The sequence below is a fragment of the Bacillus sp. F56 genome (assembly GCF_001748205.1).
Classification (GTDB): Bacteria; Bacillota; Bacilli; order Bacillales; family Bacillaceae; genus Bacillus; species Bacillus stercoris.
In genome coordinates, this window is the sequence record NZ_BDFC01000007.1 from 256,348 (window position 1) to 270,086 (window position 13,739).

Annotated in this window: 13 protein-coding genes; 3 read left to right on the top strand and 10 right to left on the bottom strand. The window is 44.1% G+C overall.

Translation table 11 applies throughout. From position 1 onward, the window contains the following. The first annotated feature begins 1 nt into the window (after position 1). The gene (locus tag BFW96_RS12535; RefSeq protein ID WP_069839587.1) at positions 2 to 298 is read left to right on the top strand and encodes a YrhK family protein; all 297 of its coding nucleotides are present in this window, start codon (positions 2 to 4) and stop codon (positions 296 to 298) included. Positions 299 to 531: 233 nt separating this feature from the next. Here BFW96_RS12535 and cypB read toward each other — a convergent pair whose 3' ends face one another. From cypB to BFW96_RS12570, 7 genes are all read right to left on the bottom strand, one after another. Continuing rightward, on the bottom strand, positions 532 to 3,696 hold the full coding sequence (gene cypB, locus BFW96_RS12540) for a bifunctional cytochrome P450/NADPH--P450 reductase CypB (protein ID WP_069839588.1): 3,165 nt from the start codon (positions 3,694 to 3,696) through the stop codon (positions 532 to 534). 15 nt (positions 3,697 to 3,711) lie between these two features. Next, positions 3,712 to 4,296, bottom strand: coding sequence for a transcriptional regulator FatR (gene fatR / locus BFW96_RS12545; RefSeq protein WP_069839589.1), 585 nt, complete (start codon positions 4,294 to 4,296; stop codon positions 3,712 to 3,714). Between the two features lie 219 nt (positions 4,297 to 4,515). After that, positions 4,516 to 5,058 carry a class I SAM-dependent methyltransferase gene (locus tag BFW96_RS12550; protein WP_069839590.1) on the bottom strand — a complete coding sequence of 181 codons (543 nt, stop codon included), beginning with the start codon at positions 5,056 to 5,058 and terminating at the stop codon, positions 4,516 to 4,518. A 187-nt stretch (positions 5,059 to 5,245) separates the two neighbouring features. Continuing rightward, complete coding sequence (locus tag BFW96_RS21520) at positions 5,246 to 5,404, bottom strand: hypothetical protein (RefSeq protein WP_139123535.1); 159 nt, start codon at positions 5,402 to 5,404, stop codon at positions 5,246 to 5,248. Between the two features lie 155 nt (positions 5,405 to 5,559). Continuing rightward, on the bottom strand, positions 5,560 to 5,709 hold the full coding sequence (locus BFW96_RS12560) for a YrzI family small protein (RefSeq protein ID WP_004399102.1): 150 nt from the start codon (positions 5,707 to 5,709) through the stop codon (positions 5,560 to 5,562). Positions 5,710 to 6,100: 391 nt separating this feature from the next. Further along, a complete protein-coding gene (locus tag BFW96_RS12565) occupies positions 6,101 to 6,901 on the bottom strand; it encodes a formate/nitrite transporter family protein (protein ID WP_069839591.1) in 801 nt (266 codons plus the stop codon). A gap of 261 nt (positions 6,902 to 7,162) precedes the next feature. After that, entirely contained in the window at positions 7,163 to 7,531 is a 369-nt protein-coding gene (locus BFW96_RS12570; protein WP_014664781.1) for a Na-translocating system protein MpsC family protein, read from the bottom strand. Between the two features lie 315 nt (positions 7,532 to 7,846). On the opposite strand from BFW96_RS12570, the gene fdhF reads away from it, so the two are divergent. Both fdhF and BFW96_RS12580 read left to right on the top strand, forming a co-directional pair. Next, positions 7,847 to 10,789 (top strand): formate dehydrogenase subunit alpha, encoded by a 2,943-nt coding sequence (gene fdhF, locus BFW96_RS12575; RefSeq protein ID WP_083252886.1) that lies wholly within the window; start codon positions 7,847 to 7,849, stop codon positions 10,787 to 10,789. A gap of 18 nt (positions 10,790 to 10,807) precedes the next feature. After that, positions 10,808 to 11,290 (top strand): helical membrane plugin domain-containing protein, encoded by a 483-nt coding sequence (locus tag BFW96_RS12580; RefSeq protein ID WP_069839593.1) that lies wholly within the window; start codon positions 10,808 to 10,810, stop codon positions 11,288 to 11,290. Between the two features lie 33 nt (positions 11,291 to 11,323). Here the strand turns inward: BFW96_RS12580 and BFW96_RS12585 are convergent, their stop codons facing one another. From BFW96_RS12585 to BFW96_RS12595, 3 genes are all read right to left on the bottom strand, one after another. Then, positions 11,324 to 11,554, bottom strand: a complete 231-nt coding sequence (locus BFW96_RS12585) for a YrhC family protein (protein ID WP_003237358.1) — start codon at positions 11,552 to 11,554, stop codon at positions 11,324 to 11,326. An 82-nt stretch (positions 11,555 to 11,636) separates the two neighbouring features. Then, positions 11,637 to 12,776 (bottom strand): bifunctional cystathionine gamma-lyase/homocysteine desulfhydrase, encoded by a 1,140-nt coding sequence (locus tag BFW96_RS12590; RefSeq protein ID WP_069839594.1) that lies wholly within the window; start codon positions 12,774 to 12,776, stop codon positions 11,637 to 11,639. A gap of 1 nt (position 12,777) precedes the next feature. Next, entirely contained in the window at positions 12,778 to 13,701 is a 924-nt protein-coding gene (locus BFW96_RS12595) for an O-acetylserine dependent cystathionine beta-synthase (RefSeq protein ID WP_014664784.1), read from the bottom strand. Between the last annotated feature and the right edge of the window lie 38 nt (positions 13,702 to 13,739).

Here is a 13,739-nt window from a genome sequence, read left to right on the forward strand (position 1 = left end):
AATGAAAGGAAATGAAGAACATGACATCCAAAAAGAGCTGAAACGATATGAGCTTTTTTTCAAAAAACGATATAAGATTCTTTATACAGTAAACGATTTTATCATCGGTGCTTTGTTTCTCGTTGGAAGCTTTTTCTTTTTCTATGACCGTTTAAAGTCGGCAGGAATATGGCTGTTTGCGGTCGGAAGCTTGCTGCTGTTAATCAGGCCGACCATTAGGCTGATTCATGACCTTCATTACCGTAAACATGTGGAACGGCAATTCAAACATCAATCTTTAACAGATGACCGATCTTAAGGAATAAGAAAGAATAAAATGCCGAAAGCCTGAGTCAAAAATCGAAAACAAGACTTTTAGACTATTTATTTTTAAAAATAAGGTAAAAAGAACTAAACTTTTGCCTCTGTATGACGATATGAATAATAAGGCCGGCGCGATACTCCCTATAACATCCTTTTCAGTAGATTTCATTATCGTGCCGGTTTTCTCACATGCAAAGCAATCCCGCCAATCAGATTGGCGGGATTTTATTACATTCCTGTCCAAACGTCTTTTACATAACGTTTTTGGTCTTGCAGCTTTTGCAGCCAATCGGCGGATTCTTCCTGACTTGCCCCTTTTTCAGTTTCATATGCCCATCGCAAAGTTTTCTCTACGTCAGGAGCCATTTGCGATCCATCACCGCATACGTAAATATGGGCTCCTTTTTCAATGAGTGTCATCAATTTCTGTGAATCTTGCTTGAGCAAGTGCTGGACATATCCTTTTGATTCGTTTTCGACGCGTGAGTAGCATCGGCGGATTGTGACCAAACCTTCCTGTTCCGCTTGATCCAGCTCTTCTCTGTAAAAGTCGTCATGATCCGGGCGCCGGCAGCCGAAGTATAAAAGTGCTTCACCAAGCGTGCTTCCTTCCTTATTCAAAACAGATCTTGCCTGAATAAAGCCCCTGAATGGCGCAATTCCTGTACCCGGACCAACCATAATCATAGGCGTGTCAGGGTCATCCGGCATCTGGAATCCGGACTGCGGCGTACGAATGAAGCAGGCTGCTGCATCACCTCTATTCAGGTCTGCTAAATAAGTAGAGGCGACACCCCGGTATTCACCTCGGCCGCTCCATGCTGAGGCTTTCACAACTCCTACCGTCATGCTCACGATATTTGCATGGGCTTTCGGTGAACTTGAAATGGAATAGTATCTCGGTTTTAGTGATGGCAAAAGTGCTAAAAACTGCTCAAACGGCATTTCGCAGGCAGGATAATCGTCTAAAAGATCAAGCATGGTAAGACGTTTTGCAAGCACCTGCTCTTTGTAAGTGCCATCATCTGAAACGAGCTGTTCCAGTTCTTTTTGATGCGGCGGGCAGACTGTATAAGAAGCCAGCTCGCGAAGCTGAAGCCTTGAAGCCGGTTCCTGCAGCTCTACATAGGACGACAGTAAATCCGCTACTTTAATCGGCCGGTCCATCGGCAGGTGAGCCATATGAGCGCTTCCGCTTATTTGTATTACATGATTGGACTGCAAACCGAATCGGCTGAGAACCCGCTGAACAAGCTCCCTGCTGTTCTTCGGAAGGATTCCGATATGATCGCCTTCTTTATATGTTTTCCCCACCGGAATTTCCAATTCAATATGGCGGGTCGAACGCGTACTGTCAGCTGACTGGAGCTCTCGATTCTCTAATACAATCCCTTCAAACGCGCCATATGCTTTGGCAACCGGCGTTTCCGTCGCTTCACTGAGAAAAGTAATCGACAATGAAGGCCTGTCTTCTTTCTGGGCGATTTCGTTAATATCAAATGCGTCCAGCGTTTCCTTCCAGAAGCGGTTTTCCCAAGACTCGCGATGGCTTTCAAAATCATCGGCCGCATCACCTTCCCCAATCGCTGTTAAACGCGTTGCCCCCTTTGCTTTCATCATGTCATCAATCAGGCGTGGAATCCGCTGATACGTGCTGGCCCAGCTTCGGTTTCCGCAGCCGAATACCGCATAGGAAACGCCTTTCAATCGGCCTTCCTCAAGCTCTTTCAGCCACTCTACAAAGCCGGCGGCATTATCAGGCGGAGCCCCATTATAAGAAGCTGTTACAATGACGACTGCCCCTTCTTCAGGGAGCTTGCCGATATAATCATCAAGCGGAGCCGTTTCAGCTGTAAAGCCCATCTGGCGGCCTTGAGCGGCCAGTTCACCGGCTATTCCCTCAGCTGTCCCAAGGTTTGAACCGTAAAGAACGAGTAAAGGTGTGCCGTGTTTAGGTTGGGTTTCTTTTGGCTTTGTTTCTGTTTTGATGTCTGCCTGTTCTCTTCGCTGTACATTGATTGCCACTGTTTTCCGCGGTTTCACAGTAATTTTAAAATCATCCGGCTTGATTGTTAATGCTTCTTTGATTTTTAGTTCATAGCCATTATGATTTATCAAATCAAAATGCTTTAATACAAGACCGAGAACCATTGTCGCTTCTTGAAGAGCAAACTGCATGCCGATACAAGCGCGCTGGCCGTTTCCAAACGGCTTATACGCATGATGAGGGATACTTGAAGGATCTTCAAACCGTTCCGGACGGAAATCTTCCGCATCCGCTCCCCAAGCGTTTTGGTCCCGGTGCAGCTTCGGAATTAAAATGGTGACAGGCTGCCCTTTGCTGATCGGATATTCCCCGCCTAGAACAGTGTCCTCCTTCGCATATAGAGAAAAAGCCGGAGCTGTTGGATACAGTCTCAGGGTTTCGTTTAACACCATCCGAATGTATTTGAGCTGCTGGATTTGTTTATATTCAGGCGTGTCATCCGTTAGCACGCGATCCGCTTCCTCCTGAGCTTTTTTCAGTTTTTCCGGATGTGTAAGCAGACAATAAATCGCAAAGGAAAGCAAACCGCTTGTTGTCTCATGTCCAGCTATTAAAAATGTGATGATTTGATACCTTATGTTTTCGTCATCCAGCGTTTCACCCGTTACTGGATCTTTGGCATAAAGCATGAGAGACAAGAGATCCTTAATGTTTTCATCCGGATTCGCCTTTCGCTCCGCTATCATTCTATCGACAAGGGAGTTCATGACTTCTATATCTTTTTGGAACTGCAGTTTCGTTTTCACCATCATTTTATCTTGCAGGCCCAGTCTTTTCGATTGATTCATCGCCTCTTTTAAGGCACGGAGCATGCTGGTGATAAACGGATGCTGCGAATCACGGTAAAAGCTGTTGAATCGATAGTTAAACCCGCATAACCCAATCGTATCAAGCGTCAGACGCGTCATATCGTCCGCTACGTCAATTTCTTCATTGGGGTTAAGGCGGCTCCATTTTTGTATAAGCTGGGTTGCGATATCCAGCATCATAGAATGATAGCCTTTCATCGCTTTTTGGCTAAAACTTGGCAGCAAAATACGGTGGGCTTTTTGCCAGTTCGGTTCGTGCGTCCAGCTTGTAAATAAGCCATCTCCGCCGAACTCGCGCACCTTTAGCAAACCTTTGCCAAGGTTCTTGTCAAAGCGGCTTTCATCACACACTTCAGTCACAAGATTGTGGCCTGAGACAAAAACACTGGATACTCCCGGAAAATCAAAACGGAAAATCGGTCCCAATTCATCAGCTAACCGCCATAAAGATTGAGAAAGCTGTTCTTTTTCCAGATGCGGAAGGTTTTTTAAAGGTCCGTATGTTTTGGGCTGAGGTATTGCGCTTGCCTGTTTCATTGACATCTCCCTTTCCTATTTTTGTGATGATTGAAGCTTAATGGCATCCCAGCAGCACTGTTCCAATTCAGTAATTAAACCAGTGTCCATCTCTATATCACCTGTTTGAACGAGCTGATATATCTTGAGAAACGCCCCTAATACAATCGCGATTAACACATTAGAGGGCAGGCTGCGAATCACGCCTTCCGCTTTTCCCTTATTAAAATAGTCATCAAGCATTTGAGTCAGATTTTCTATCATTTTTTTGCTTGTACGATTTAAGTAATGAGCGTCTTTTTTGGTTTCAAGAAAAAAAAGCGCATAATCGCTCTCTTTCGTAAACTGAACGAGACAGCTAAATACGTGGTGGAAGCCTTCTCTGACAGGCAGTTCCGAAATGTCTCGCTTCAGCTTTTCTGTAAATCGCTGAATGCTTTCTTGAAACAGTACGTTGACGAGTGTTTCTTTGCTGTCAAAATAGCGATAGATCGTCCCTGTCCCCACATGAGCACGTTCAGCTATCATAGGAATAGTCGTAGCGTCAAAACCCCTTTCTGTAAAAAGCGAGACTGACGCTTTCATAATCATGTCGTATTTACTGCTGGATGCGGATAACATGTAATGCAACCTCCGATTCGTTTGCGGAATGAATATTCATTCCTTTTGTTCATAAAAAATATTTGCCCTATCTGATATCACCTCTTTGTTCTTTCTTCTGTTATAAGTTTATATGAAAAAAACTTTTTTTAATATAAAGTATATGCAAAAAATAAAAAATTAAGAAAATATACCCAATCCCTCATGTAAGGACCTTGGATATATTTCCCGAGAAATTTTTTATTTAACAGCCACAATACATAGACAGGAATCACGCCTGATGACAGAAAGTTCCCTGAAATGCTGGTCTTTCAACAGTTGAATATACGTTTTTTCTTTTTCACCGGTATTTGCATCAATACTGATGTAACACCGGCCGTCAATTTGAAGCACCCTGTAAATTTCTCTTAATGCAAGCCTAATATCGGTGCAGCTCTGAACCGTATGTAAAGAAAACACTTTATTAAAGATACGGTCATCAAAGGGAAGGTTCTCTGGAAAGCCATGAAAAACCTCCCCTTTCCCCATGTTTTTTCGATTCGCACGGGATATCTGTCTTACCTTTCGCTTTGAAGGATCAATGCTTTTTAAGCTTCCCTTGTCTAGTTTCTTGGCTATGCTTTTAAAAACACTGCCATTTCCGATTCCAATTTCTAAAATTCTGTCATTTCCTTGTATATCTATAGAGTCAATCATCATATGCTCAATGGTTTTAATTTGCTTATATTTCCGAGAAAATAATTTCCAAAGATTCGATCGTTTATAGAGTCTATTTTCTAGCATTTTAAACACCTACTTTTGGTTTCCTATGTTTATTTATTATATTCGAAAAATAAACATCATCTTCTTTTCTAAAAGGGAAGGAAGGTACCAACTAGACGGCAATGTGTCTAAAAACGTTTCGATAGAACTAAACTTTTTCATTTTTCCCGCAAAAAAAGCAGAAAACAAAATGTTTTCTGCCCTCTTTCTAATGCCAATGATAAGGGAATACATACAGCCTTTGCTGCTGCATTGCCATCAGCCTCTGCTGTCGGAACGGATTTCCATAGCCATGTTTGAAGGAATGCGGCATGGACGCATAACCATGGCCAATCGACGGCAGCCTTTTTTGATCACCGTTCATGATGCCATCACCTGCCTCACAATAACGTTGATTTACTATATGCAGGTGCGCATTTTCTTGACAGCTGTTTCGCTAAACTTGGTCCTTCTCCATTGTATAATGCATCAATAATTCCATTCTAAGCATATGCCATTCCCCCTTCAGTTTTTTTATTGCTTTTAGCGCCAGTTTGTTAAATAAAGATGCTTTAACTGAGACTCCTTCATTTCATCATAAATCTGCTCAATCTGCTGTTCTCGTTCGAATTCTTCCAGGCTCTTAAACCGTTTTTTTATCGTTAACGTTAAAAAGAATAGGTTAATCGTCATATGCTCACCCCCTTTCAAAGTCCGCACCAAGCGAAATAGCCCGCAGCATCAATCCTTCTGCCGCGGGCAAATAAAAACCGCAGACAAAAGAAGACACCAATGCCTCTACTGCCTGCGGGGAGTTGCGTATGTCCGACTATTCCGAATTTAATGCGTGCGATAAGCATCGGTTAAGGAAGGACACGAACTCTTCCACAGGCTGAATAAACCATGAACTTTTCCTTGTGTATCACGTACAGGTTGACGTCGTTGTCTCATTGTCATTTTGGTTCAGCCTCCTTTGCTCTTTTTTCTTACTTTGTAAGTATATCCACCAAATTCCATTTTGTAAACATCTTTTTCTAAAAATGGACTGAAATTGTGCAAATCATCGAATGGTTTTGCCCGTTGCTCATGATACCTGCTTCATTTCTTTTCTGGAGCGGTCTTTCTTATGATATGCAATAAAATAAATGAGTCCGACAAATACAGCTCCGCCGATGACATTGCCGATAAAAGCAGGAATGATGTTTCCGATAAACTGCCCCCACGTGAACGAGCCTGCAAAAATGGCAGCAGGGATCACAAACATGTTGGCGACAACGTGCTGAAATCCGATAGCCACAAAAGCCATAATTGGGAACCAGATGCCAAGGATTTTACCTGCTGCGTCTTGGGCGCCGAAAGAAAGCCACACTGCAAGACATACAAGCCAGTTACAGCCGATGCCGGAAATGAGAACCTTTCCAAAGCTCATATCGAGTTTTCCTTGGGCAACGGCAACCGTTTTTTCTAAATAAGGACCTGTTTCAGTCAATCCAACCAAATGCCCAAAAAAGTACGCAACAAACAATGCGCCGATTAAGTTCATAACTGTGACGATTCCCCAGTTAATCGCCAACTCTTTTACTGATATTTTTCTCGAAAATAACGCCATCGCAACTGACATCATATTTCCTGTGATCAGTTCAGCGCCAGCGAGAACGACAAGGATTAGACCGACTGGAAATACTGCTGCACCGATCAAACTGGACAGGCTCCCCCATTCTTTCGGAAGATCACCGATCACCCTGATATCAAGCAAATACCCAAGTGCGATAAATGCGCCGCCTAAAAACCCCAGCACAAGCAGTGACGGCAGCGGGAGCTTTATTTTTTTCATCCCTGCTTCTATTGCTGCTTCCGCTATTTCATCCGGTTTTCGAAAAGCCATAATAAAACGCCTCCATACTTCTTCTTTTCTAACAGTTATGCAAGAAAGGCAATAAAAAAGGCAGCACTCAAATAACCTGTGTCAAACCAGGCGTTTGAATGCTGCCTAACTTGTATGCATACCCATACAACAATATCAAGCAGTATGTAAGATATTGAAAGAGAATATATACAGTTCGTGCATACATTCCATTGCTTTAGCCTTCTATAACTGTAGCAACATCATATCAAATGTGACAAATTTGTGTCAATGGCAAATATGCTAGCTTTGCACAGCTTCTTTTTGATCATCTATTTTTCGGTCAAAAACAAATACAGATACAGCGATGTTTTCCTCAATTTTAATATCAGAAAACAAATGGACTAGCTTAGCTCCCATAAGTTCCTCCATTCCTTCCGGCGTTTGTTTGGAATAAAGGTCTTGAATCAGGCTTGTCCGGGCCGCATGTACCATCTCTCTTCCTTCAGGCGTACGGGCGATAAACTGCTCGCTTGCACTCAGATTTCCGTATAGCGTTGAAACTGCCATGTTTTCTACAAATACAGTATGAATTCGCTCAGGCCCTTTTCCGAACAATTCTTTGCGAAGCTTTCGAATGATATCATTGAATTCGTGAATTTTTTTAGACATGCTGATTACCCCTTCCGATATTGCCTTATAAAGGCTTTTCCCGGTTCCCCTTAGGACATTTAACTTGGTTAAAATTTTCCTGCCATATTGTATTATAATAAATATCACTTTATAATAAAAGCAGTGTTGATGGATTTGTAATAGGATCTTGTTATGAGTCTATCGTTTTATAAAAATCAAGGATTGGTCTGTTAGTAAGACTTGCTAGTGAACTATTCCGCCATGTGTGTTTACACCTTCTTAGAATTAAGGACAGGTGTATCTATACATGGCTTTTTTTGACTTCGTGAAAGAAAGATGGAGGGGAATATGAATATGATGGACGGTAAGTCGATCAGTATCCGTGTAGACGGAACAGAAATTCAAGCACGAGCAGGGGCCACAATTTTAGATATTTTAAATGAAAACGGAATTGAATACCCGCAGATTTGCCATGTACCAGAGGTTGATCCGATTCAAACTTGTGATACTTGCATTGTAGAAGCAAATGGCAAGCTGGTTCGTTCATGCGCGACGGTCGCGGAAAACGGAATGTCAATTGATCTTTCGGGAAATCGAGTGAAAGAAGCGCAAACCGAGGCGATGGACCGCCTTCTTGAAAACCATTTGCTGTATTGTACGGTTTGCGATAACAACAATGGGAACTGTACGCTGCACAATACAGCGGAAATGATGGGGATTGAGCATCAAAAATACCCGTATACGCCAAAAGAAGATCCTTCTTGCGCGGTTGATATGTCTCATCCTTTTTACCGCTATGATCCAAACCAATGTATTGCCTGCGGCCAGTGTGTTGAAGTCTGTCAAAACCTTCAGGTAAATGAAACACTCTCAATCGATTGGGAACGCGAACGCCCTCGCGTGATTTGGGATGAGGGAGTTCCGATCAATGAATCTTCTTGTGTCAGCTGCGGTCAGTGTGTCACAGTATGTCCATGTAATGCACTGATGGAAAAATCAATGCTCGGGCAGGCTGGCTTTATGACAGACATTAAAGAGGACGTTATGGAGCCGATGATTGACCTCGTGAAAAACGTTGAACCGGGATATGGCAGCATTTTTGCCATTTCGGAAGTTGAAGCGGCAATGCGAGAAACGAGAACGAAAAAAACAAAAACTGTATGTACGTTCTGCGGTGTCGGATGTTCGTTTGAAGTATGGACAAAAGGCCGGGATATTCTAAAGATCCAGCCTGTTTCTGATGCTCCGGTTAACGCGATTTCCACATGTGTCAAAGGGAAATTCGGCTGGGATTTCGTCAATTCTGAAGAGCGGATCACAAAGCCTTTAATCCGTAAAAACGGAGCTTTTGTGGAATCTTCTTGGGAAGAGGCCCTCGATCTTGTCGCAAGCAGACTAGGATCAATTAAAGAGCAGTACGGTAAAGGCTCTGTCGGGTTTATCTCTTCTTCTAAAATTACGAATGAAGAAAACTACGTCATCCAAAAGCTAGCGCGTCAGGTATTTGAAACAAACAACGTCGATAACTGTTCACGCTACTGTCAGTCTCCTGCCACAGACGGATTGTTCCGCACTGTCGGCATGGGCGGTGACGCCGGCACGATTAAAGATATCGCCAAAGCCGGTCTTGTCATCATCGTCGGGGCCAATCCGGCAGAAGGACACCCGGTGCTTGCAACACGCGTCAAACGGGCGCACAAGCTTCACGGTCAAAAACTGATTGTTGCCGACCTGCGTAAAAATGAAATGGCTGAGCGATCTGATCTGTTCATCAGCCCTAAACAAGGCACAGACCAAGTTTGGCTGATGGCTGTTACGAAATATATGATCGACCAAGGCTGGCACGATCAGGCGTTTATTGAGGAGAACGTCAATTACTTTGAAGATTATAAAGAAACCCTTAAAACGTATACGCTTGATTATGCAGAACTCATCACAGGCCTTTCAAAAGAAAACATCATTCAAATCGCTGAAATGATCCGTGATGCTGACGGCACTTGTGTCCTTTGGGGAATGGGTGTCACACAAAATACAGGCGGTTCTGATACATCAGCAGCCATATCAAACCTGCTTCTCGCTACGGGCAACTATCGCCGTCCGGGTGCAGGCGCTTATCCTCTGCGCGGACACAATAACGTGCAAGGCGCTTGTGATATGGGAACATTGCCTGGCTGGCTGCCGGGATATCAGCATATTACAGATGACAAAGCCCGCGCTAAATTTGAAGAAGCATATGGTGTTGAGATTGATGGAAAGCCTGGTTTAGATAATATTCAAATGCTTCATGCCATTGAAGAAGGCAAAATGAAGGCCATGTATCTTGTCGGTGAGGATATGGCATTGGTCGATTCAAACGCGAACCATGTGCATGATATTTTATCTAGCCTTGATTTCTTCGTGGTACAGGACATCTTCCTGTCAAGAACAGCCCAATATGCGGATGTCGTCTTGCCGGCCACTCCTTCACTTGAAAAAGACGGAACATTCACCAACACAGAACGCCGTGTGCAGCGATTGTATCAGGCGCTTCCGACGCTTGGTGACGCAAAGCCGGACTGGTGGATTATTCAAGAGGTGGCAAACCGTTTAGGAGCGAATTGGAATTACAGCCATCCAAGTGACATTTTCTCTGAAATGGCGAGTCTTTCTCCTCTGTTTGCCAAAGCAAGCTATGAGGTGCTAGAAGGCTGGAACAGCTTCCTATGGGGCAGCTTCACAGGTGAAAGCACACCGCTTCTGTATGAAGACGGATTTAATTTCCCTGACAAAAAAGCCCGCTTTGCCCTTTCTGATTGGACTGAGCCAGCGGCATTTCCAGAGGAATATGATCTTCATATCAATAATGGCCGTATGCTGGAGCATTTCCACGAAGGAAACATGACAAATAAATCGAAAGGCATCCAAGCTAAAGTGCCGAATGTATTCGTTGAAATCTCACCTGAGCTTGCACAAGAGCGAGGTGTTTGTGACGGTTCGCTTGTACGCCTCGTTTCTCCGTTCGGAGCAGTCAAATTGAACGCGCTGATCACAGATCGGGTACGGAAAAATGAACTCTATCTGCCAATGAACTCAACTGATAAGGAGTCAGCGATTAACTTCTTGACGGGGCCTGCAGCTGATAAACGGACGAACACGCCTGCTTATAAACAGACAAAGGTCCGCATGGAAGTGCTTGGCGGCTGTGAAACAGCGCCGCTTCCGAAAACAAATCCGCGCAACAAAAAACGGCACCCGCAAAACGGAGTCGAAGCAGAAAGAAAATGGAACCGCCCGGGCTATGTCCATCTGACTGATTAACCGATAGGAGGAAAACGAATGGCCACTCCCATTACGACGATCAAAAAAGAAACAAAAACAGCCGAGCAAATGAAGCTTGAAAAAATAGAAGAACTGAAAGAGCTGCTGGCGGAAAACGAGGACGCCGTCTCTAAAACGATGACGTTAATGAATGAACTCAATGATCTAGGAATTTTTGACGCGGCAACAAGCATGCTCAGAGCGAAGGAAGACATTGCCAAGATTGCGCTTGGCCAGGTTTCCCGTGAGCCTGTCACCAACCTCATCAACACGATGATGGCCGCCGGAGGCGCATTGACAAAAGCCGACCCTGAGTTTACAGCAAAGCTTTTAGAAAGCGTAATGGCTGGGACTGAACAGGCACAAAGCTTTTTAAAAGAAGACAAGAAAGTCGGGGTTCTCGACCTGTTAAAAGCAATGAACGACCCTGACATCAACAGAGCCGTCGGCTTCGGCCTTCAGTTTTTAAAAGGCATGGGAAAAGAACTTCGAGAAAAATAACAAAAAAACAGCCATCGCGATGATGGCTGTTTTTTATTCGTCGGCTTCTTCCAAACGCTTCTTGTAAATAAGTGAACGGTCAGCGCAAAAGAAGGCACCGGCTAAAAATACGCAATCCGCTAAAAACATAGTCGATTTCTGGCCTAATGTTAAGCCTTGATCAGGGAGAACTGCGCCTATATATAAAAAAGTACTGACTGCAAGCAATGTAAAAGCAAAATGCTTGTAGTCTTCTTTTAAAGATTTCATTCTATTTTTATTCAAAAGAATCACCTGCCAGATTCATAGTATACGACTATTATAATATAATCCGGCGACTTACAGAGAAAGTAATTCTATCCATTTGTTATATATTTTCAAGCGCTTGGCCAATATCTTCCAGCAAATCTTCCGCATCTTCAATTCCCACAGAAATTCTGATCAAGCCTTCCGTAATGCCGAGCTCAAGCCGGCGTTCTCTCGGAATAGAGGCGTGTGTCATTCTAGCCGGAACAGAAATTAAGCTTTCAACCGCCCCCAAGCTTTCAGCAATGGTAAACAGTTTCAGATTTCCTAAAAACGCATCTACCCGTTCTTCACTGCCGATATCAAAGGAGATCATGCCGCCGAAGCCAGATCCTTGCGTTTTTGCAAGCTCATGTCCGGGATGATTTGAAGAACCGGGATAATATAACGTTTGGACAGCAGGGTGATTCTCAAGAAAGCTTGCGATTTTCCGCGCATTTTGATCGATCGCTTCCATTCTGAGTCCCAACGTTTTGATTCCTCTCATCAAAAGCCAGGAATCTTGAGGGCCGAGCACACCGCCTGTGGAGTTTTGCACAAAATGCAGCTCTTCTCCAAGCTCTTTCGAGGCTGTTACAACTAAACCTCCGACGACATCACTGTGTCCGCCAAGATATTTTGTCGCACTATGAAGCACGATATCAGCGCCTAAAGTAAGCGGCTGCTGAAAATAAGGCGTGTTAAAGGTATTGTCTACGATAAGCAGTACTCCTGATTTTTTTGCGATATCCGCCATGAGCGTCAAGTCGGTGATTTTGAGCAACGGGTTTGTCGGTGTCTCAATATAAATGGCTCTTGTGTTAGGACGAATTGCTTTTTCAACTTCTTTTCTGCTGCTCGTATCGACAAATGTTGATTCAATGCCAAGACGGTTAAGCACCTTTGTCATCACGCGGTATGTTCCGCCGTACACATCATCAGTCAACACGACATGATCTCCGCTGTTAAACAGCATCATAACTGCTGTAATGGCAGCCATTCCTGAGCTGAACGCATAACCTGCTTCCCCGTCTTCCAGTTCTGTCACAAGTGATTCGAGAGCGGTTCGAGTCGGATTGGCCGTTCTTGAATACTCGTAGCCTGTATGCTGCCCTGCTTTCGGCTGTTTGTACGTGCTTACTTGATAAATGGGCACGGAAACTGCGCCTGTTTTCTCATCACCTGTGATTCCGCCATGTATCATCATTGTTTTTTTCTTCATATCAGATGCCCCCTTCGTATATTTGTTTGCTGATATATCGATCGCTGCTGTCAGGAAATACAGTAACAATGTTAGTTCCCGCGGATGCTTTTTTCGCTTCCTCCAATGCTGCATAAAGCGCTGCACCTGAAGAGCTTCCGATCAGCAGGCCTTCTTTTTCTGCCGCTTCTTTCACAAGTCTAAACGCATTCTCATCTGTTACGGTGTAGATCTCGTCAAAGTGATTCTTATTCATATAATCGGGAATGAACTCCATGCCGATGCCCTCGGTTTTATGAGCATGAGGCTCTCCTCCGTTTAAAATCGAACCCTCCGGTTCAACAATCACCGTTTTGACTGCTGGATTTTTTTCTTTCAAGTAGGAAGCTGTTCCTGCAAACGTGCCCCCTGATCCTGCCCCGGCGACAAACGTATGAATATTCCCGTCAAGCGCTTCCCATATTTCAGGTCCAAGCGTCTTATAGTAAGTCGATGGATTTACTCGGTTTTTAAATTGCAAAACACAATAAGAATTTTCAATCTCAGTCTCCAGCTGCATGGCTTTTTGAATTGCGCCCTGCATTCCGTCCTCACGCGGGGTATGAATGATTGATGCTCCAAGCGCCTGCATAATTTGCTGCTTCTCTGTGCTGAAATGTTCCGGGACACAGAAAATCGCTTTCAACCCATATTTTCTGGCACTTAGCGCAAGGCCGATCCCTGTATTGCCTGCCGTCGCTTCTATAATCACTCCGCCGGGCTTTACCTTGCCTGAATCGAGCGCGTCACGAATCAGCATATCTCCCAGTCTGTCTTTGATGCTTCCGCCGGGATTCATCATTTCAAGCTTGGCATACACCGCGACTCCTTCTGGAACATCAAAGTTCTTTAAGCGGAGAAGCGGTGTATTCCCAATCAGCTCGGTAATGTCCGTAATCACTGTCATGTATGTCCTCCTCCTTATTAGAGGTTGTTTTTAGAAAA